Here is a 19,347-nt window from a genome sequence, read left to right as displayed (position 1 = left end):
CCTTATTCTGCCGGGCCGGGATGGCCCTTGGCGTCGATCTGCGCCTGCGGGGTGACACCGGCGCTGCGCGTCGGCCCCGAGCTGCTGCGCGGACCACGTTCCACAGGCGACGGCGCGCGGTGCATGAGGCGCAGGATATAGGCGACCCCCGCCCCGAACACCGCGAAATAGATCACGATGAACGCGATCAGCGACCAGCCCACAGCGCTTGCCCCCAGCGGGGATACGGCATCGGCAGTGCGCAGCTGGCCGTAAACCACATAGGGCTGGCGGCCGACCTCGGTGGTGATCCAGCCCGCGATGACAGCGACCAACCCGGACGGGCCCATCGCGATCATCGCCCGCCACAGCATCGGGGACGCGTAAACATTACCGCGAAACCGTGCCCACAGCCCCCATAGCCCGATCCCGACCATCAAAAAGCCGATGCCGACCATCACGCGGAACGACCAGAACACCACCGCCACGGGGGGTTCTTCGGTGTCGGGCACCACGTCCAGCCCATCCATCGCGCCATTCCAGCCCAGCCCGAAGATCACCGAGCTAAGATGCGGGACCGAGATGTCATAGCGCATCTCGCCCGCCTCCTGATCGGGAATGCCGAACAGGATCAGGGGCGCGCCATCTTCATGGCTTTCGAAATGCCCTTCCATGGCGGAAATCTTGACCGGTTGATGTTCGTAGGTGTTCAGCCCGTGCTCGTGCCCAAGCACGACCTGAAGCGGCGCGGTGATGACGATCATCCACAACGCCATGGACGCCATCTTGCGCACGACGGCGTTATGCGCCTCGCCCCGCAGCAGGTGCCACGCGGCGACACCGCCCACGATGAACGCGGTGGCAAGGTAGGATGCCGTCAACGTATGGGCCAGCCGGTACGGAAAGGACGGGGTGAACACGATCTGCCACCAGTCTTCCGGCACGAACTGCCCGTCTGCGTTCATCGCAAAGCCCTGCGGCGTCTGCATCCAGCTGTTCACCGACAGGATCCAGGTGGCGGAAATCGCCGTGCCCACCGCCACCATCAGCGTGGCGAAGAAATGCAGCCCCGGCCCGACCCGCCGGCGCCCGAACAGCATGATCCCCAGGAACCCCGCCTCAAGAAAGAACGCGGTCAGCACTTCATAGGCCATCAACGGGCCGACCACCGGCCCGGCAAGATCGGAGAACCCCGACCAGTTGGTGCCGAACTGATAGGACATCACGATGCCCGACACGACGCCCATGCCGAACGCGATTGCGAATATCTTTAGCCAGTAGTTGAACAGTCTCAGATACACCTCGTCGCCGCGCCACAGGTACAGCCCGTTCAGAACCGCAAGGTAGCTCGCCAGCCCGATGCTGATCGAAGGAAAGATGAAATGGAACGACACCGTGAACCCGAATTGAATGCGGGCCAGAAGCGTGGCGTCCAGTCCAAGGAACGTGTCCATGTCAGGTCTCCCGTCTGCCTGAAAGGCTAGGTAGCCCTGCATCCGGCACGATCCAGTGCCTGGCTGCGACAGAGCGTCGCGCGAAATCGTAACATCACGCGCCGGTGATCCGGTGACATCTGTAACAAAGATGTATCGGCTGTGCGCGATCCTTCCGTGACACTGCCGTCTCGTGCCAGTATGTGGGGGCCATCACTCCCCATTACCGGATTCGGAGCTGCCCTTGTCCGAGCGACAGATGCCCCCCGCCAACCCTTTCGATTTCGATGCGATCGACGGGGACAAGCTGCATGAGGAATGCGGAGTCTTTGGAATGATCGGCGTCGTGGACGCCGCGAATTTCGTGGCTCTGGGACTTCACGCGCTGCAACACCGTGGTCAGGAAGCCGGGGGCATCGTGTCCTACGCGCCAGAGCACGGTTTCAACTCGGCCCGCCGTTTCGGCTATGTGCGCGACAATTTCACCAAGCATTCGCTGATGGAAACCCTGCCCGGCCAACTGGCCATTGGGCATGTGCGCTATTCCACGGCCGGATCCAAGGGTGCCGCCATCCGCGACGTGCAGCCGTTCTTCGGAGAATTTTCTATGGGCGGCGCGGCGATCGCGCATAACGGCAACATCACCAATGCCGACGCCCTGCGCCGCGAACTGATCGAGCGCGGGTCGATCTTTCAAAGCTCGTCCGACAGCGAATGCATCATTCACCTGATGGCACGCTCGCTGCAACGCGACATCCCCTCGCGGATGGAAGACGCGCTGCGTCGCGTCGAAGGCGCGTTCAGCGTCGTCGCCATGACCCGCACCAAGCTGATCGGCGTGCGCGACGCGCTTGGCGTGCGTCCGCTGGTGCTGGGCAAGGTGGGCGACGGCTGGTGTCTCAGCTCGGAAACCTGCGCGCTCGACATCATCGGCGCCGAATATGTGCGCGAGATCGAGCCGGGCGAGATGGTGGTCATCACCGAACAGGGCGTCGAAAGCACGCGCCCCTTCCGCGCCAAAAGCTCGCGTTTCTGCATCTTCGAACATGTCTATTTCTCGCGTCCCGATTCGATCATCGGCGGGCGGTCGGTTTATGAAACCCGCCGTCAGATCGGGGTGGAACTGGCACGCGAGGCGGCGGTCGATGCCGATCTCGTCTGCCCGGTGCCCGACAGCGGCACACCCGCGGCCATCGGTTTTGCGCATGAATCCGGTATCCCCTACGGCATGGGGATCATCCGCAACCAGTACATGGGCCGGACCTTCATCGAACCCACCGAGCAAATTCGCAACATGGGCGTGCGGCTCAAGCTCAACGTGAACCGCGCGCTTATTCGCGGAAAACGCGTGATCCTGGTGGATGACTCTGTGGTGCGCGGCACCACGTCGCGCAAGATCAAGGAAATGATTCTTGATGCGGGCGCGGCCGAGGTGCATTTCCGCATCGCTTCGCCGCCCACCGCCTGGCCGTGTTTTTACGGCGTCGACACGCCGCGACGCGAAAAGCTGCTGGCGGCCACCATGTCCGAAGACGAGATGCGCGAACATCTGGGCGTGGATTCGCTGAAGTTTATCTCGCTGGACGGACTGTACCGTGCCGCGGGCGAGGCCGAAGGGCGCAACAACGCCTGTCCGCAATATTGCGACGCCTGCTTTTCGGGCGAATACCCGGTGGAACCGGCCGACATGATCGAAAAGGGGTTCAAGCTCAAGGCGGCGGAATAACCCCGCGCGCGCGGATCAGGCGTGTTTCCGCCATGGATGCTGCGTCTTTTTGCCGGTCGCTTGCGCTTCACGCGGCAGTGACCGGTGCACCCTCTTTCACATCCCCCGCGCGGGCGTTAGCTGCGCGGCTGACTGTGCAAAGAGGACCTGAATGACCAACCCCCAGACATCCCGATCCGTGGCGCAGACCGCCACGGTCACCGCAAAGATCCCGTCCCACGGGGTCGTTCTGCTTGGAACATTCGGCAGCGAAACCGCGCCCAGGGCGCTGCTGAGGCTGCCGGACGGGCAGACCGCGACCGTACAGGTCGGCAGCCGCATCGGAACGCGCCAGGTGGTGGCCATAGACGCTACCCGCATCGCACTGGCCGCGAACGGACGCGGAACATGGGTGTCGGTGCCGGGCCCGGATTAACCGGCGCAGATTGACAAACCCGGCGCCGCGCGGCACACGCACGCCATGACCGAAACCATCGCCATTGTCACCGGAGCGTCGCGCGGCCTGGGCTTTGCTCTGGCCGAGGCCCTCAGTCCCGCCTATCACATCGTTGCCGTCGCCCGCACCGTGGGCGGCCTCGAAGACCTGGACGACCGCATCAAGGCGCGCGGCGGAAACGCCACGCTTGCGCCGATGGACATCACCAACGCCGATGCGATGGCACAGCTGTGCCGGTCGGTGTACGACCGCTGGGGCGGCGCCGCGCTATGGCTGCACACGGCGATCCATGCGGCCCCGCTGGCGCCCGCCAGCCACATCGACATCAAGGATTGGAACCGCTCGGTCGACACCAATCTTGGGGCCATGGGCCATCTTATCCCATATATGGCCCCGTTGCTGGGCACGCAGGGGCGCGCGTTGTTTTTCGAAGACAATCACGCGGGCGAGAAATTCTACGCCCATTACGGCACGACCAAATCGGCGCAGATCGCGCTTGCCCGCTCCTGGGCGGGGGAATCCGTCAAGACCGGACCGAGGGTCGATGTGCTTGCGCCGCGCCCGATGCACACGGCCACCCGGCAGCGGTTTTTTCCGGGCGAGGACAAGTCGCAACTTGCGTCTCCCTATGCCGAAGCGACCCGCCTGCTGGCCGAAGCGGGCGTGCTCTGACCTGGAGACACGGCCTGATCGCGGCGTGACTATGGATTTCGCCGATCCGCCCGGCAGCGGTTGGCGATGCTCAAGGCGAATGCAGCGCCGACCGCCGGGCGCGCCCTTCACCGCGCGAATGTTTGAACCCCTGCCCTCATCGCGATATGCGTCCTGCGCGATTGCCGTGAACCCGACAAAGCGCGCGCGAACCTGCCACGCCGCGCCGCCGCGAAACCTGGTCGCTGTAATGCCTCAACGGGTCGTCGGACCGGCGAAATGGGATCTGACGGGCAAGCCTTTCCTGACGCCGGCGCAGCGTCGAGAAATCCGGCACAGCCACGCCCTCTTCACCAGATGCTCGGCGCGTGACTCTGTTTGGGCGGCGCCGCCTTCGGGACATTGGCGGGCCGTGTGCGTGGCATCATCAGAAAGCGGCTCGGGATGGTTGGGCTTTTCGGATTTCCAAGCAGGCCACGGATCAAACGGGATCGAAAGAGCCCCCCTGCCGCGGCCACGCATTCAATTGAACGAGCGGAGACGGTCGCGGCCCGCGCCTTGGCTAACGCTAGGAGGCGGCGACGTGACTCCCACCCGAGGATAACCGCAGCTACATTTGGTTAAACGGCGACCCCGCGCTGGCCGCTGAAGGGCATGTCACGGACTCGACACTGGCGGGGAGCAGAACGCCGCCCTGCCGAAACGCGTTCCGGTCGCCTCAGGATCCGCGATTTTCACCGGCGCGGCGCAAGGCCGGCGATCCAAGCCTTGATCCCGACCCTTCCGGGCGCCAGGCGAATGACAGCGCTTCGATGCTCCCAGCCTGTTGTTCCCGCAACATCCGCAGCGATAACGCTCTAGCAGGCGATGTGCCGCAGGCGCCTGGCCGGCGGCGGCGTCCCCAAGGATCATATGGACGTCGGAGCCGCGCTATCTGCCGCTTTCCGCACCGGGCTGGTCTCTGATGAGTGGAAAGACAAAGCACCGGTCCCGCCGAACAGTCAGCCACATCGGCGTGCCGGGCTTTGGCAGGAACACGTTTGGAACCGTCGCGCGCAGCACCTCGCCATTGTGATCCATGCGAAATTCCACAAGGCTTTCCGACCCCATGAACCGCGCCCGTTCGACAAGCCCGCGCGCGGGCGCACCGGCGCGAGCCGTTGGAAGCGGGGCGGCGCCGTCCCGGTCGAAATCAATGCCGACGTGCTGCGGGCGAAAGACGATTTCGACCTCTTGTCCGTCCGGGTGCCCCGGCGCAAGAAACTGGCCAAACGGCGTATCAGTCAGCGCTCCGCGCACCGTTCCCGTGATGACATTGATGTCGCTGAAAAAGGCCACGGCAGCCTTGTCTTTCGGAGCATTGTAGATGTTGTAAGGTGCGCCCCTCTGCACGATGCGACCATCGCGCATCAACGCGATCTCATCCGCCATGCGCATCGCTTCTTCAGGTTCGTGTGTGACCAGCAGAACCGATGCCCCCTCTTCCTTGAGCAGCGACAGGGTGTCGTCCCGGATGTCATCGCGCAATCGGTTGTCCAGCCCGGAAAATGGTTCATCCATCAACATGATCTTTGGACGCGGTGCAAGTGCGCGGGCCAGCGCCACCCGCTGTTGTTCGCCCCCGGAAAGCTGATGCGGAAATTCGTCGATGAAATGCGTCAGCCCGACCCGACCGAGCAGTTCCTCAGCACGGGCGCGTTTGCGCGCACGGGTTCCTTTGAGACCGAACGCCACATTTTCACCGACCGACAGGTGGGGAAACAACGCAAAGTCCTGAAACATCAGCCCGATGGCGCGCCGCTCAGGCGGGATACGAAACACCGTGTCGCAGACCAGATCTCCGTCGACATGGATCGTGCCTTCGTCCTGCATGTCGACGCCCGCGATCATCCGCAGCGTCGTCGACTTGCCACAGCCTGACGGACCGAGAAGGCAGGTCACATGTCCGGGCTGGATCGTCAGAGACACGTCATCGACCACGCGCTTGCCCTCGAAGCGCCGCACAAGGTTGCGGATTTCAAGCCTGGGTGTCTGCACGCCTCTGCCTTTCCCGATTAAAAATATCGGAATTCAGCTTCGATTAGCAGCCATGCGTCCGCCCCGCAAGTCATGAGGCTCTGGTGTACCAAGAGTTCGGCCCCCGGCACGCCGCGACAGTCAAACCCGGCGCGGGTTTCCGCGCCGGTCAGGGCCACGCCGTCAGCCCCAGGCGACCTTGGCATCTGGCATCTCCATCGCGGCACCGTCGACACGGAACACCGATACCCCGCTGGAAAGAGCCGAGCTGTTGCGCGACAGCTCCCGCGTCGCGGTCGCCGTGTCGTTGACCATCGCGGCGTTTTGCTGGGTGACGGTATCGAGCTGTGAAATCGCCGTGTTGATCTCGCTCAGCGTCATGGTCTGTTCGTGCAGCCCGTTCACCACTTCGCGGATCCGTTCGGAAATTCGGTCCACGCCCTGGAAAATACTTCCCAGTTCGCCGCTTGCCCGGCCGACCAGTTCTGCCCCGAAACGCACATGATCGCCGCTTTCGCTGATGAGCGCCTTGATTTCCTGAGCCGATTCAGCCGACCTTTGCGCCAGCGAGCGCACCTCGGAGGCCACGACCGCAAAACCGCGCCCCGCTTCCCCCGCCCGCGCCGCTTCGACGCCGGCGTTCAGCGCCAGCAGGTTGGTCTGAAACGCGATGTCGTCGATCACCGAGATGATCTGGGAAATCGATTCCGATGAATCCTCGATACGTTTCATGGCCGCCGTCACGTCCCCGACCACCTTTCCGCTGCCCTCGGCCGCAGTCTTGGTTTCTTGCGCTTCCTGGCCGACTTCCGCGGCATAATCGGCGGCAGAGCGGGCATTGACGTTCAGTTCCTCGACGGCGGCGGCGGTCTGTTCCAGCGTCGCCGCCTGGGTTTCGGTCCGTTGCGACAAATCGTCGGAATTCGCCGCGATCTGGGCCGAGATACTGTCAATGGCCGTCGAGGCACTTTGAACCTGGGTAATCAGACGCGCCACATTGTCGACCGCAGAGTTGAAGCTGTCCGCGACTTCGCGCATCCGGTCTTCGGCGTCGAGTGAGACACGATAGGTCAGATCTCCCTGGCTTAGCGCATCCAACCCCTTCGAGATCGCGCGCACCGCTTCACGCTGGCTGGTGATTTCGGTCGCGATCTTGGTGATCTGCACCACTTCTCCGCTCTGGTCGAAGACCGGCGCGTAGGTTGCGGCGATCCATATCACCTCGTCTTCCTTGGTGATTCTGGGAAATTCACCGGTAAAAAACTCGCCTGCGCGCAGCATTTCCCAGAATTCCTCGTAAGCACGGGTTTTTCGGAACTTGCGCTGCACAAACATGCTGTGATGCTGACCTACGACTTCATCGGCAGTGTAGCCCAAGGCCGTCAGAAACATGTCATTTGCCGATAGGATCGTTCCATCCGGTTTGAAGTGAATGACGGCCTGCGTGCGTTCAACGATCTGCACGATCGCATCCGCCGTTGTCATGCCAGCCGCCACCGGTGCGCTGCGTCGTCCAAACCACATGTGAGTATCTCCAAGCATTCGACTGCGCACGGTTCTAGCCAGCCAGTCGTTACCATCCGGTGAAAGCGCTCAGAAACTGCTCAGCGCCTCCGTGGTGATCTCATGACTGCGGCGGCGGGCGACGGGATCGTGGATCGCGCTGCACACCAGCAATTCGTCCGGTTGGTAGTTCGAAATCAACGTCTTGAGCCCTTCGGCCACCGCCGCCTTGTCGCCCACGGCAGAAATACGCAGCGCCCGGTCGGCCAGCGCCAGATAGCGCGAGTCTGTCACCTTTGAAATATCGTCGACCGGACGGGGCAGCCGACCCGGACGCCCGGATCGCAGGTTGATGAACGCCTGCTGCTGCGAGCTCATCAGCCGCCGTGCCTCTTGCTGGGTGTCGGCCGCCCAGACGTTCACGGCAAGCATGAAACGGGGCGCGTCGGTGATGCCGGGGGTGAACCGCCCGCGATAGATCTGGACCGCCTGATCCAGCGCATCCGGAGCGAAATGCGAGGCAAAGGCGTAAGGCAGCCCCAGATGCGCCGCAAGCTGGGCTCCGAACAGCGACGAGCCAAGGATCCACACCGGCACATGCGTGCCCTCGCCAGGCACGGCGCGCACCGGCTGGCCGTCGGCGCTGTCGCCCAGAAGCCCGAGCAGCTCCACCACGTCTTCCGGGAAATGATCGGCGGAGGAATGGTTGCGGCGCAGCGCGGTCGCGGTCAGCTGGTCGGACCCCGGCGCCCGCCCCAGCCCCAGGTCGATACGCCCCGGAAACAGCGTTTCAAGCGTGCCGAACTGCTCGGCGATCACCAGAGGCGAGTGGTTGGGCAGCATGATGCCCCCCGCCCCGACGCGGATGCGAGAGGTGGCTGCGGCGACCTGACCAATCACCACCGCCGTCGCGGCCGACGCGATGCCGGCCATGTTGTGATGTTCCGCCAGCCAATAGCGGTGATACCCAAGGCGCTCGGCGTCCTGCGCCAGCGCGATGGTGTTCTGCAGCGCATCGGCCACAGTGGCGCCTTCGGGCACCGGGGCAAGATCAAGAACCGAAGCGGGAATCGCGAATGAGGGATGTGTCATGCCGTTTCATATAGGTGCCGCAACCCCTCATGAAAGGACGAAAACACCCAGGGCCGCCAAGCCCCGGGTGCATATCACAGCGTCGTGACAAATTCAGGCGGCGGCCGCGACCGCCCGTTTGGCCAGAACCGCCACAAGATGGGCGCGGTAGGCGCCGGACCCGTGCAGGTCGGTGATCATGCCATCCGCCGGCACCGACAGCCCGTCCAGCGCCGAGGCCGAGAAATCGCCCGACAGCGCCGCTTCGGCGTCGGCCCAGCGGAACACACCTTCTTCCGAGGCGCCGGTCACCGCGACCCGCACCCCATCGGCGTATTTCGCCACGAACACCCCAACCAGCGCGAAGCGCGAGGCGGGCTGTTCGAATTTCATGTAGGCCGCTTTTTCCGGAATCGGCAGTTTGACGGCGGTGACGATCTCGGTTTCTTCGAGCGCCGTGGTGAACATGCCCTGGAAATAATCGTCGATGGCGATCTCGCGCGTGTTGGTGACGATGGTCGCCCTGGACGCCAGCGCCGCCGCCGGATAGCACGCCGCGGGGTCGTTGTTGGCAATACTGCCCCCGATGGTCCCCCGGTTGCGCACCGCCGGATCGCCGATGTTGCCCGCCAGAGCCGCCAGCGCGGGATAGCTGGCAGCCCCCCTGGCGACCTCGCCATGGGTGGTGCCGCCGCCGATGGTCAGCACGCCGGCGTCTTCGGTGATGCCCTTGATCTCGTCGATCTGTGCCAGGCTCACCAGCACCGACGGCATCGCGAGGCGCGCCTTCAGCGACGGAATCAGCGTCTGCCCACCGCCCAGCGGCTGCGCCTCTTCCTTGCCAAGCGCGGCGACCGCGTCCGCCACCGTCTTCGGCGTCTCGATGTCGAAACTGTACATCGTCTATCCTCCTGTCCAAGAGCCAGAGACCGCGCCCCGCCCTTTCATTCCTGTTCAACTACGCAACGAAGCGGCGGCGCGGTCAAGCGCCGCCAGCGACAGATCAGCCCTGCATCGCCTGCCACACCCGGTGCGGGCTGACCGGCATGTCGATGTGATCGACCGAATGGCCGCCCGAATTCAGCGCATCCAGAACCGCGTTCACCACCGCCGGCGGCGATCCGATCGCCCCGGCTTCGCCGCAGCCCTTCACGCCCAGCGGATTGTGGGTACAGGGGGTGACGCAGGAATGATCGACCTGAAAGAACGGCATATCCTCGGCACGCGGCATCGCGTAATCCATGTAGGACGCGCTGATCAGCTGGCCGTCTTCGTCATAGATGCAGCTTTCCATCAGCGCCTGACCAACGCCCTGCGCGATGCCGCCATGCACCTGACCGGTCACGATCATCGGGTTGATGACATTGCCGAAATCATCGGCAGCCGCAAAGCGTTCGATGGTGACGCGCCCCGTTTCGGGGTCGAGTTCGACCTCGCAGGCATAGGCGCCCGACGGATAGGTGAAATTCGACGGATCGTAGAACGCGGTTTCTTCGAGACCCGGTTCGATGTCTTCCAGCGGATAGTTGTGCGGCACATAGGCCGCCAGCGTGACATCCCCCCAGGCGACCGACTTGTCGGTGCCCGCGACGGTGAACTGCCCGTCCTTCAGCTCGATGTCCGCATCCGACGCTTCCAGCAGGTGCCCGGCGATCTTCTTCGCCTTGTTGATGATCTTTTCGGTGGCACGGACCATGGCAGAGCCGCAAACCGCCAGCGAGCGCGAGCCGTATGTGCCCATGCCGAACGGGATCCTGGAGGTGTCGCCGTGCACGATGTCGATCATCGACTCGTCAATGCCCAGCATTTCGGCCACCACCTGCGGAAAGGCGGTTTCATGGCCCTGCCCGTGGCTGTGCGCGCCCACCATGACGGAAATCGACCCCGTGGCATTCACCCGCACGGTCGCCGCGTCGTAAAGCCCGGCGCGCGCCCCAAGCTGCCCCACAAGGTTGGACGGCGCGATGCCGCACGCCTCGATATAGCAGTTGACGCCAAGACCGCGCAGCATCCCGCGCGCCTTGCTTTCTTCACGGCGGGCGGCGAATCCGGGCCGGTCGATCATCTCTTCCAGCTTGTCCATGGTCGCGCCGTAATCGCCGGTGTCGTATTCCACCGCCACCGGGGTGGCATAAGGGAATTCGGTGATGAAGTTCTGCCGGCGCAGCGCGATCGGGTCCACCCCGAGTTCGCGCGCCGCCTTGTCCACCACGCGTTCCAGCTGGTATGTCGCTTCGGGGCGGCCGGCGCCGCGATAGGCATCGACCGGCACGGTGTTGGTGAACACCGCCTTGACGTTCACCTGCACGGCGGGGGTCTTGTAGTTGCCCGCCATCAGCGTGCCGTGCAGCCAGGTCGGCGTGCAGGAGGCAAAGGTCGAAAGATACGCGCCCATGTTGGCGTAAGTATCGGTGCGCAGACCGATAAAGTTGTTGTCGCCATCCAGCGCCAGTTCGATTTTGGAAACGTGATCGCGGCCATGGGCGTCGGACATGAATGCCTCGGACCGGGTCGAGGTCCATTTGACGGGGCGGTTGATCTTGCGCGAGGCAAAGGTGACGAACGCCTCTTCGGCATAGTGAAAGATCTTGGTGCCAAAGCCGCCGCCCACATCGGGGGCGACCACGCGCAGCTTGTGTTCGGGGATGCCCAGCACGAACGCCCCCATGAGCAGGCGAATGACATGCGGGTTCTGTGATGTGGTGTACAGCGTGGATTCATCGTTGGCGCGGGCGTATTCGCCCAGGGCCACACGCGGTTCCATGGGGTTGGCAACCAGACGGTTGTTCACCAGTTCCAGCGTGGTGACATGCGCCGCCTCGGAAAACGCCTTGTCGATGGCGTCCTGATCGGACCCGAACAGCCAGTCGTAGCACAGGTTGTCGGACAGATCGTCGTGCACGCGCGGCGCGCCGGGTTCCAGCGCGGCCTTCATGTTGACGGCGGCGTCCAGTTCCTCGATGTCGGCCACGATGGCCTCGGCGGCATCGCGCGCCTCTTGCAGGGTGTCTGCCACGACGGCGGCGTAGGGGTCGCCGACATGGCGCACCTTGCCCTGCGCCAGAACCGGGTGGCGCGGCTCCTTCATCGGCTCGCCATTGCGGTCGGTGACCAGCCAGCCGCAGGGCACCCCGCCGACGTCTTCGAAATCCTTGCCGGTAAAGATCCGCACCACGCCGGGCATCGCCTCGGCTTCGGCGGTATCAATGCTGATGATCCTGCCATGCGCCACGTCCGAGCGCACGAAGACGCAATAGGTCTGGCCGTAAACATTGATATCGTCGGTGTATTTTCCCGTCCCGGTCAGGAAACGCACGTCTTCGCGGCGTTTCTGCGGGGCGCCGATGCCATGATCTTTCGGCATGGTTTGTCCTCCCTAAGGGCGGCCAGCGCCGCCAAGTCTTTGGCGGCCCACGCCGCCTGGAAACCCGAGCCACGGCATCCTCCTGCCCTGGCCCATTGACTTTGCACAGATCGACCAAAGCGCCCAGAACAGGGGCGCCCAGGTGCTATTCGGCAGCGATTCCAGACACATCCTGCCCGCTGGCCGCCATGATCGCCTTGACGATATTGTGGTAGCCCGTGCAGCGGCAGATGTTGCCTTCGAGGTAGTCGCGCACCTCGTGTTCGGTCGGCGCGGGGTTTTCTTCCAGCAGCTTGGCGGCGGTCATCACCATGCCCGGCGTGCAGAAACCGCACTGAAGCCCATGATGATCCTGAAACGCCTGCTGAAGCACCGAAAGCGACCCGTCGGCGTTGGCCATGCCCTCGATCGTGGTCACGTCGGCGCCGGATGCCTCGACCGCGAACATGCTGCAGGCCTTGATGCCCTGACCGTTGACATGGATCACGCAGGCCCCGCACTGGCTGGTATCGCAGCCCACATGGGTCCCGGTCAGCCGCAGTTCATCGCGCAGAAACTCGGTCATCAGCGTATTGCCGCTGACCTCCTTCGAGACGGCCTTTCCGTTCACCGTCATCGTTACCTTGGTCATTCAATCCTCCCTGGGTATCCCTGAAATTCCAGTTGTGCTGCCGCGGTTGCGGTTCATGACACCATCCGCTTGAACCAGCCCTTTTTCTTGCCGTCGACGGCAGCCTCTTCGGCCTCGCCTTCTTCTTTCGGGCCTTCGACCGCCTCTTGAAGGTTGCCAAAGAACTGATCGGCCATCTTTTTGGCGAAACCGTCGATGATGCGGCTGCCCAGCTGCGCGAGCTTGCCGCCGACCTTGGCGTCGACCTCGTAATGCAGTTCGGTGACGCCATCGCCCTTGTCGGTCAGCGTCACATCGGCGCCGCCCTTGGCGAATCCCGCCGCACCGCCCTTGCCTTCGCCCGACAGCGTCAGGCTTTCGGGCTCGTTGCGGTTGGACAGCGCCACGATGCCTTTGAAGGTGGCTTTCACCGGGCCGACCTTTTGCACCACTATCGCCTCGAAACCGTCTTCGGGCGTGCCGCTCATCTCGGTGCAGCCCGGCACGCAGGCCTTGAGCACCTCGGGGTCCAGAATCGCGGCCCAGACCACGTCCCGCGGGGCCTTGATCTGGCGCGTATCGCTCATGTGCATTTGGTTGGTCCTCCCTGCCTTGCATCCCTGCCTTGCACCGGCCAGCGTACACGCATCAGGCGAAGCGCCTATCAGACCAATGGTTCATTGCCCCCAATGATTGGCCCAGACGCGCGCGGCTGCCAACTAGAATTTCCGCCTGCGGTCAGGAATTTGCATTCCCCCCATAGACATCAAGCGCCGGAAGGTCGGTCAGGGGCGCCCCGATCAGGCGCATCGCGGCCAGCGAGATCCGGCTGCCGCCGCCCTGAATGGGAATCAGCTCGACCCTGGCCGACTTGCCCGTGCCGGGGTAAACGACCCGCCCCTGCGTCACCTGCGTCACCAGCGGCGTTTCCAGCCAGAACCCGGCGCGCGACGGATCGCCCAGCGACGCGACCGTGCTGCCAAGGCTGCGCTCGCCCGATGGTTCCGGGGCAGCGGCAGCGGCGGCGCGCTCGGCCGCGCTGGTGGTGTCGAACTGATCGGCGGTCCGCGCGTTCGCGGCGGGCGCGATGGTCGCGGTCTCGACCTCGGGGGCGGCCGGAATCGCGGCGCGCGGCGTTGCGGACGCGGGGTCCTCTGGTTGCGCGAACGGCAGCCTTGAACAGGCGCACAGCGCAACGAGCGGAAAAAGAAGATGTGCTTTCATGCCAGCAGCCTATTCCCAAGCGGGCGCTCTGGCAATCGCCGGCGCATCCGGCGGATGATCGGGGTGCTTGCCCCACAGCCAAAGCGGCCCTAGTTATTGAACATGGAAAAGCTCATCGACCCCTTCGCGCGCCCGATTTCATATCTTCGTGTCTCAGTCACCGACCGCTGCGATTTTCGCTGCGTCTATTGCATGTCGGAAAACATGAGCTTTCTGCCGAAAAAGGAACTGCTGACTCTCGAAGAGCTGGACCGCCTGTGCAGCGGCTTTGTGCGCATGGGTGTCGAAAAGCTGCGCATCACCGGCGGCGAACCGCTGGTGCGACGCAATATCCTGACGTTCTTTCGCGCCATGACGCGGCACCTGGACAGCGGCGCGCTCAAGGAACTGACGCTGACCACCAATGGCTCGCAGCTGGAAAAATTCGCACAGCCGCTGTTTGATGCGGGCGTGCGGCGGGTCAATATTTCCGCCGATACGCTGGATGCGGACAAATTCGCGCAAATCACCCGCTGGGGCCGCCTGCCCCAGGTGCTGCGCGGCATCGAGGCGGCGCAGAACGCGGGGCTGCGGGTCAAGCTGAACGCCGTCGCGCTCAGGGGCTTCAACGAGGACGAGCTGCTGTCGATGACCGAATGGTGCGCGGCCCGTGACATGGATCTCACCTGGATCGAGGTCATGCCCATGGGGGACATCGGCAACGAGGACCGCCTGGACCAGTACTGGAAGCTGACCGACCTGCGCGCCCGCCTTGCCGAACACTACACCCTGACCGACCTGCCCGAAAGCACCGGCGGCCCGGCTCGCTATGTGCGGATCGAGGAAACCGGCCAGAAGGTCGGATTCATCACGCCGCTCAGTCATAATTTCTGCGAAAGCTGCAACCGGGTGCGGTTGACCTGCACCGGTGAGCTGTTCATGTGCCTGGGGCAGGAAGACAACGCCGACCTGCGCTCGGCCCTGCGCAACCACCCGGGCAGCGACGCCCCGCTAGAGGCCGCCATCCGCGACGCGATCCGGCACAAGCCCAGGGGTCATGATTTCGACTATTCGCGCCAGACCGTGGACGGACGCGTGTCGCGCCACATGAGCCATACCGGCGGCTGAGACCACATACCACGCCGGGCCGGGGCGTTACCCGTCCGGGACAGTGTCGCGGGGCGATTGAACCGGACGTCACCGTCCGGCTTGTCCTGAACCCGCCACGATGGCGCGCGAATCAATGGTGTCGATCCGCTGGTATTGTTGCAGCAATGCACCGCACGTTCCGTTTCAAATCAGATGCCTGGACAAATCTCATGATCTTTGGCGGAAAGATTGCGGCGGGCGCCCCGTCCTGGCTTCGAAAATCCCGGTTTTGCCGTATAGTCTTTGTACTGAGGTCAGAAAAATATCGGATCGGTTTACGCATCCGAGACCCGGAGAAGGCAGGATTCGAAACAAAATGTCCCACACCGATGTGATCGTAAGGCCCCTTGCCAGGCGCGACGAAGAAAGCTGGCGCGCCCTGTGGACGGCATATCTTGCCTTCTACGAGAGCAGCGTCACCGAAGCCGTGTACCAGAGCACCTTTGCAAGGCTTCTGGGCGAGGACGCGCAGGATTTCAACGGGCTCGTCGCCGAACTTGACGGCCAGGTCGTGGGGCTGACCCATTACCTCTGTCACCGCCACTGCTGGCGCATCGAAAACGTGTGCTACCTGCAGGACCTTTATGCCCTGCCGCAAGCGCGCGGCAAAGGGGTCGGGCGGGCGCTGATCGAAGCGGTCTATGCCGCCGCCGACACCGCCGGCGCGCCTTCGGTCTACTGGATGACACAGGATTTCAACGACACCGCGCGCAAGCTTTATGACCGGGTCGGCAAGCTGACGCCCTTTATCAAGTACCAGCGGCCATGATGCGCGGCGGGCTTCTGGCGCTTGGCCTTGCGGCCAGCGCCTGCATGCCCGTCGCGTCCCCCGACATTGCCACCCGCGCGGCGGTGTCGATGGACAGCTCGACCGGGCTGCCGCCGATGAAAAGCTTTTCGAAGCCGCGCCCCTCGCCCGCCATGGTGTCGAATGCCGACCTGTCACGCGACATCCTGCAACTGGCGTTTTCGCTGGAATCCGGGCGCGGGCTGCCCGCCTTCACCCGGTTCGAAGGCCCGGTCACGCTGCGTCTGACGGGCAGGCCGTCACAGACCATGGTCAGCGATCTGAACCAGCTGGTTCACCGGCTGCGCACCGAGGCACAGATCGACATCCGGCAGGTTCAGGCCCCCGTCGCCAACATTACCGTCGAGGCGATCCCCCGCGCCGAAATCCGCCGTTACCTGCCGCAGGCCGCCTGTTTCGTGGTGCCCAACGTGTCGTCGCTGCCCGAATATCTGTCCGCCCGGCGCGGCGATACCGTAAGCTGGACCACGGTGGTGCGGCGCGAGCGGGTCGCGGTGTTCATCCCTTCGGACGCCGCCCCGCAGGAAGTGCGCGACTGCCTGCACGAGGAAATCGCCCAGGCGCTTGGCCCGCTGAACGACATGTACCGGCTGGCGCACAGCGTGTTCAACGACGACAATGTGCACACGGTGCTGACCGGCTATGACATGACCGTGCTGCGGGCCTTTTATGCCCCCGAGTTGCGCACCGGCATGTCGCAACGCGATGTCGCCGCCCGGCTGCCCGCGATTCTGGCGCGGGTGAACCCGGCGGGAAACGCCCTGCCCGCCCGCCGCCTGCCATCGACCCCGCCCGCCTGGACGGACGCGGTGCAAACAGCCCTGGGGCCGGGCGCGTCGCCCGCCGAGCGCCGCGCGGCCGCGTCCGAGGCGCTGAGCATCGCGGCCACGCTGGGATGGACCGACCACCGCCGGGGCTTTTCGCACTATGTCATGGGCCGCATCCTTCAGGGCGCCGATGCGCGTGCCGCGCAGGCGCAGTTCATCCTGGCCCGCCAGTATTTCCAGCGCGCCCCCGACACCGAACTGCACCAGGCCTATGTGGCCAGCCAACTGGCCGCCTATGCCCTGGGCGATCGCCAGCCCGAAGAGGCGCTGGCGCTGATCGGCCCCCATCTGGACACCGCAGCGCGGCATGAGAACGCCGCCCTGCTTGCCACGCTGATGCTGCTGCGCGCCGAGGCGCTGGACGCATCGGGCCGCCTGTCCGAGGGCCGTCAGGTGCGGCTGGACTCGCTGGGCTGGGCGCGATACGGCTTCGGTTCGGATTGGGCCGTGCGTGCGAAACTGCGCGAAATCGGGTCGCTCAATCCGCTAAAGGGGGGCTGAGGACTGCCATGATCATGATCGCCGCGACGCTCGCCGGAGCGTTGCTTGGCGGGCTGACCGCCCGTCGCCGCAAGGGCAACGCCGCAGACGTCGCGCAATATGCCACAGGCTTCGCCATTGCCTTTTTGCTGGCAGGGCTGATTGTGACGATCATCGTGGAAAAGACCCTGAGCTGAGGCCGCCGGATACTTTGCCAGAACAGCTGGCCTTGTCTGTCCAGAAAGAAGGCAGCATGCATGTTTGACCAGATCCTCGAAGATCTCACCGGAACATTTTCGCTCGTCCCTGCCCCGGTGGCGTTCTGGCGTCTGACGGCGGCAGTTGTGCTTGCCAGCGTCATCGGGCTGGAACGCGAGCGGCGCAACAAGCCGGCGGGGTTGCGCACCCATATTCTTGTCTCCGTGGCGGCCTGCCTCTTCGTGATCCTTGGGCTGGAACTGGCGGCGCTGGATTTCGGCGACCGCGGCGAGCAGCGCCACGACCCCCTGCGGATGATCGAGGCGGTGACTGCGGGCGTCGCCTTTCTGGCGGCGGGGATCATCTTCAACACCGATGGCAAGGTAAGGAACATCACCACCGGCGCGTCGCTCTGGCTTGCGGGGGCCATCGGGCTTGGCTGCGGGGCGGGGCAGATCCTTCTGGCGGCAATGGCCGCCGGCATCGTAGTGGTCGTTCTGACGGTGCTGCGCCGGATCGAGGCGCATTTCTGGCCCGATGGCCGCGCCCCCGAAGACTGAGCGCACCTGCGTTCAGCCCTCCAGCCCCGTCAGGGCGGCGGCAAATTCCTCGGGATCGAAGGGCGCCAGATCGTCGATCTGTTCACCCACGCCGATGGCATGGATCGGCAAGCCGAACCTGTCCGCCAGCGCGACCAGCACGCCGCCCTTTGCCGTGCCGTCCAGCTTGGTCATCACAAGCCCTGACACATCCGCCACCTGACGGAAGATTTCCACCTGGTTCAAGGCGTTCTGCCCGGTCGTGGCGTCCAGAACCAGCAACGTGTTGTGCGGCGCATCGGGGTCTTTCTTGCGGATCACGCGGACGATCTTGGCCAGCTCTTCCATCAGGTCGTGGCGGTTCTGAAGCCGTCCGGCGGTGTCGATCATCAGCAGATCGGCGCCGGTCGCCTGCGCGTGGGTCATCGCCTCGAACGCAAGGCTTGCGGGGTCCGACCCTTCAGGCGCGGTCAGCACCGGCACACCGGCACGGGTGCCCCAGACCTGCAACTGCTCGACCGCGGCGGCGCGAAAGGTGTCGCCCGCCGCGATCACCACGGATTTTCCCGCCGCGCGAAACTGTGAGGCAAGCTTGCCGATGGTCGTGGTCTTGCCCGAGCCGTTCACCCCGACCACCAGCACGACCTGCGGTTTCCTGGGATAGATCGGCAGCGGGCGCGCCACCGGGTCCATGATCCGGGCGACCTCGGCCGCCAGCGCCTGCTTGATTTCCTGCGTGGACACCCGACGGCCATACCGCCCTTCGGCGATGTTGGCGGACACGCGCAGCGCCGTGTCGACGCCCATGTCCGAGGCGATCAGCAACTCTTCGAGGCTTTCGAGCATTTCATCGTCCAGCACACGGCGCACCACCGGGGCCTGTGGAGCATCGCGCCCGAACATGCGCCCCAGCAGCCCGGATCTTTCCGGCGTTCCGACGGGCGTCTCGGGTGGCGGCGCCAGCGGCGCGGGATCAAGCGGCGCGGGCGCCTCGATCGGCGGCGCAGGCGCGATTTCGGGCGCGCGCGCGGGCATCGGGTCCGACGGGGGCGTCACGTCGGGGCCAGGGTCACGGGTCGGGTCACGGGTCGGATCGGCGCCGGGCGCGGGGGTGGGCATCGGGTCCGACGGGATCGGGTTTTCCAGCGGTGGCGCGTCGGGCGTGACCGGCGCCGCCGGGGGCACCTCGCGCACCGGCTCGGGCTGTTCGGACGGCGGCGGCGGCACATCGGCGGGCGCCGGCGTGTCCGGCGTGTCGTCGCCGCCCTGCTGCACGATGGCATCGAGCCCCTCTTCGAGCTTTGACGAGGATTTGAACAGCTTGCTCTTGAGCTTGCCGAAGAAGGACATGGGG

18 protein-coding genes are annotated in these 19,347 nt (G+C 64.6%); 8 read left to right on the top strand and 10 right to left on the bottom strand.

Features of this window, described 5'->3' with window-relative positions; genetic code table 11:
- Window positions 1-2 precede the first annotated feature (2 nt).
- Window positions 3-1,433 (bottom strand): cytochrome ubiquinol oxidase subunit I, encoded by a 1,431-nt coding sequence (locus ATI53_RS09990; protein ID WP_009504690.1) that lies wholly within the window; start codon window positions 1,431-1,433, stop codon window positions 3-5.
- A gap of 238 nt (window positions 1,434-1,671) precedes the next feature.
- On the opposite strand from ATI53_RS09990, the gene purF reads away from it, so the two are divergent.
- The 3 genes from purF to ATI53_RS09975 all read left to right on the top strand — a co-directional run bounded on the left by purF (window position 1,672) and on the right by ATI53_RS09975 (window position 4,246).
- Entirely contained in the window at window positions 1,672-3,138 is a 1,467-nt protein-coding gene (gene purF / locus ATI53_RS09985) for an amidophosphoribosyltransferase (protein ID WP_034452528.1), read from the top strand.
- Window positions 3,139-3,289: 151 nt separating this feature from the next.
- A complete protein-coding gene (locus ATI53_RS09980; RefSeq protein ID WP_009504692.1) occupies window positions 3,290-3,553 on the top strand; it encodes a hypothetical protein in 264 nt (87 codons plus the stop codon).
- 45 nt (window positions 3,554-3,598) lie between these two features.
- A complete protein-coding gene (locus ATI53_RS09975) occupies window positions 3,599-4,246 on the top strand; it encodes an SDR family oxidoreductase (protein ID WP_111550325.1) in 648 nt (215 codons plus the stop codon).
- A gap of 909 nt (window positions 4,247-5,155) precedes the next feature.
- On the opposite strand, the gene ATI53_RS09970 is transcribed toward ATI53_RS09975, so the two are convergent.
- The 8 genes from ATI53_RS09970 to ATI53_RS09935 form a co-directional block, all read right to left on the bottom strand.
- Entirely contained in the window at window positions 5,156-6,262 is a 1,107-nt protein-coding gene (locus tag ATI53_RS09970; RefSeq protein ID WP_009504694.1) for an ABC transporter ATP-binding protein, read from the bottom strand.
- A 162-nt stretch (window positions 6,263-6,424) separates the two neighbouring features.
- Window positions 6,425-7,765, bottom strand: a complete 1,341-nt coding sequence (locus ATI53_RS09965; protein ID WP_111550323.1) for a methyl-accepting chemotaxis protein — start codon at window positions 7,763-7,765, stop codon at window positions 6,425-6,427.
- Between the two features lie 69 nt (window positions 7,766-7,834).
- A complete protein-coding gene (locus ATI53_RS09960) occupies window positions 7,835-8,836 on the bottom strand; it encodes an LLM class flavin-dependent oxidoreductase (protein ID WP_111550322.1) in 1,002 nt (333 codons plus the stop codon).
- A gap of 93 nt (window positions 8,837-8,929) precedes the next feature.
- Window positions 8,930-9,715: an FAD binding domain-containing protein gene (locus ATI53_RS09955; protein ID WP_009504698.1), complete on the bottom strand. Its 786-nt coding sequence runs from the start codon at window positions 9,713-9,715 to the stop codon at window positions 8,930-8,932.
- Window positions 9,716-9,818: 103 nt separating this feature from the next.
- On the bottom strand, window positions 9,819-12,179 hold the full coding sequence (locus tag ATI53_RS09950; RefSeq protein ID WP_009504699.1) for a xanthine dehydrogenase family protein molybdopterin-binding subunit: 2,361 nt from the start codon (window positions 12,177-12,179) through the stop codon (window positions 9,819-9,821).
- 145 nt (window positions 12,180-12,324) lie between these two features.
- Window positions 12,325-12,810: a (2Fe-2S)-binding protein gene (locus ATI53_RS09945; protein ID WP_009504700.1), complete on the bottom strand. Its 486-nt coding sequence runs from the start codon at window positions 12,808-12,810 to the stop codon at window positions 12,325-12,327.
- Window positions 12,811-12,863: 53 nt separating this feature from the next.
- Window positions 12,864-13,382: an SRPBCC family protein gene (locus ATI53_RS09940; RefSeq protein ID WP_009504701.1), complete on the bottom strand. Its 519-nt coding sequence runs from the start codon at window positions 13,380-13,382 to the stop codon at window positions 12,864-12,866.
- Window positions 13,383-13,527: 145 nt separating this feature from the next.
- Window positions 13,528-14,013, bottom strand: a complete 486-nt coding sequence (locus ATI53_RS09935) for a hypothetical protein (protein WP_009504702.1) — start codon at window positions 14,011-14,013, stop codon at window positions 13,528-13,530.
- Window positions 14,014-14,115: 102 nt separating this feature from the next.
- Between ATI53_RS09935 and moaA the strand changes: the two genes are divergently transcribed.
- The 5 genes from moaA (at window position 14,116) to ATI53_RS09910 (ending at window position 18,014) form a co-directional block, all read left to right on the top strand.
- A complete protein-coding gene (gene moaA, locus ATI53_RS09930) occupies window positions 14,116-15,120 on the top strand; it encodes a GTP 3',8-cyclase MoaA (RefSeq protein ID WP_009504703.1) in 1,005 nt (334 codons plus the stop codon).
- Window positions 15,121-15,457: 337 nt separating this feature from the next.
- Window positions 15,458-15,910 (top strand): GNAT family N-acetyltransferase, encoded by a 453-nt coding sequence (locus ATI53_RS09925; protein ID WP_009504704.1) that lies wholly within the window; start codon window positions 15,458-15,460, stop codon window positions 15,908-15,910.
- Window positions 15,910-17,277 (top strand): DUF2927 domain-containing protein, encoded by a 1,368-nt coding sequence (locus ATI53_RS09920; protein WP_111550321.1) that lies wholly within the window; start codon window positions 15,910-15,912, stop codon window positions 17,275-17,277. Before ATI53_RS09925 ends, ATI53_RS09920 begins: the two co-directional genes overlap by 1 nt.
- An 8-nt stretch (window positions 17,278-17,285) precedes the next feature.
- On the top strand, window positions 17,286-17,453 hold the full coding sequence (locus ATI53_RS09915) for a hypothetical protein (protein WP_009504706.1): 168 nt from the start codon (window positions 17,286-17,288) through the stop codon (window positions 17,451-17,453).
- A gap of 60 nt (window positions 17,454-17,513) precedes the next feature.
- A complete protein-coding gene (locus ATI53_RS09910) occupies window positions 17,514-18,014 on the top strand; it encodes an MgtC/SapB family protein (protein ID WP_009504707.1) in 501 nt (166 codons plus the stop codon).
- A 12-nt stretch (window positions 18,015-18,026) separates the two neighbouring features.
- On the opposite strand, the gene ftsY is transcribed toward ATI53_RS09910, so the two are convergent.
- Window positions 18,027-19,343: a signal recognition particle-docking protein FtsY gene (ftsY, locus tag ATI53_RS09905; RefSeq protein WP_111550320.1), complete on the bottom strand. Its 1,317-nt coding sequence runs from the start codon at window positions 19,341-19,343 to the stop codon at window positions 18,027-18,029.
- Window positions 19,344-19,347 lie beyond the last annotated feature (4 nt).

Source organism: Salipiger aestuarii, from assembly GCF_003259905.1.
GTDB classification, from domain to species: Bacteria; Pseudomonadota; Alphaproteobacteria; order Rhodobacterales; family Rhodobacteraceae; genus Salipiger; species Salipiger aestuarii.
Note: the sequence above shows the minus strand (reverse complement) of the source record. Positions and strands in the feature narration are given on the sequence as shown.

Bases quoted from the DNA above. Each gene is read 5' to 3' on its own strand.
- ATI53_RS09990 (WP_009504690.1), bottom strand. From the start codon at position 1,433: ATGGACACGTTCCTTGGACTGGACGCCACGCTTCTGGCCCGCATTCAA.
- purF (WP_034452528.1), top strand. From the start codon at position 1,672: ATGCCCCCCGCCAACCCTTTCGATTTCGATGCGATCGACGGGGACAAG.
- ATI53_RS09980 (WP_009504692.1), top strand. From the start codon at position 3,290: ATGACCAACCCCCAGACATCCCGATCCGTGGCGCAGACCGCCACGGTC.
- ATI53_RS09975 (WP_111550325.1), top strand. From the start codon at position 3,599: ATGACCGAAACCATCGCCATTGTCACCGGAGCGTCGCGCGGCCTGGGC.
- ATI53_RS09965 (WP_111550323.1), bottom strand. From the start codon at position 7,765: ATGTGGTTTGGACGACGCAGCGCACCGGTGGCGGCTGGCATGACAACG.
- ATI53_RS09960 (WP_111550322.1), bottom strand. From the start codon at position 8,836: ATGACACATCCCTCATTCGCGATTCCCGCTTCGGTTCTTGATCTTGCC.
- ATI53_RS09955 (WP_009504698.1), bottom strand. From the start codon at position 9,715: ATGTACAGTTTCGACATCGAGACGCCGAAGACGGTGGCGGACGCGGTC.
- ATI53_RS09950 (WP_009504699.1), bottom strand. From the start codon at position 12,179: ATGCCGAAAGATCATGGCATCGGCGCCCCGCAGAAACGCCGCGAAGAC.
- ATI53_RS09945 (WP_009504700.1), bottom strand. From the start codon at position 12,810: ATGACCAAGGTAACGATGACGGTGAACGGAAAGGCCGTCTCGAAGGAG.
- ATI53_RS09940 (WP_009504701.1), bottom strand. From the start codon at position 13,382: ATGCACATGAGCGATACGCGCCAGATCAAGGCCCCGCGGGACGTGGTC.
- ATI53_RS09935 (WP_009504702.1), bottom strand. From the start codon at position 14,013: ATGAAAGCACATCTTCTTTTTCCGCTCGTTGCGCTGTGCGCCTGTTCA.
- moaA (WP_009504703.1), top strand. From the start codon at position 14,116: ATGGAAAAGCTCATCGACCCCTTCGCGCGCCCGATTTCATATCTTCGT.
- ATI53_RS09925 (WP_009504704.1), top strand. From the start codon at position 15,458: ATGTCCCACACCGATGTGATCGTAAGGCCCCTTGCCAGGCGCGACGAA.
- ATI53_RS09920 (WP_111550321.1), top strand. From the start codon at position 15,910: ATGCGCGGCGGGCTTCTGGCGCTTGGCCTTGCGGCCAGCGCCTGCATG.
- ATI53_RS09915 (WP_009504706.1), top strand. From the start codon at position 17,286: ATGATCATGATCGCCGCGACGCTCGCCGGAGCGTTGCTTGGCGGGCTG.
- ATI53_RS09910 (WP_009504707.1), top strand. From the start codon at position 17,514: ATGTTTGACCAGATCCTCGAAGATCTCACCGGAACATTTTCGCTCGTC.
- ftsY (WP_111550320.1), bottom strand. From the start codon at position 19,343: ATGTCCTTCTTCGGCAAGCTCAAGAGCAAGCTGTTCAAATCCTCGTCA.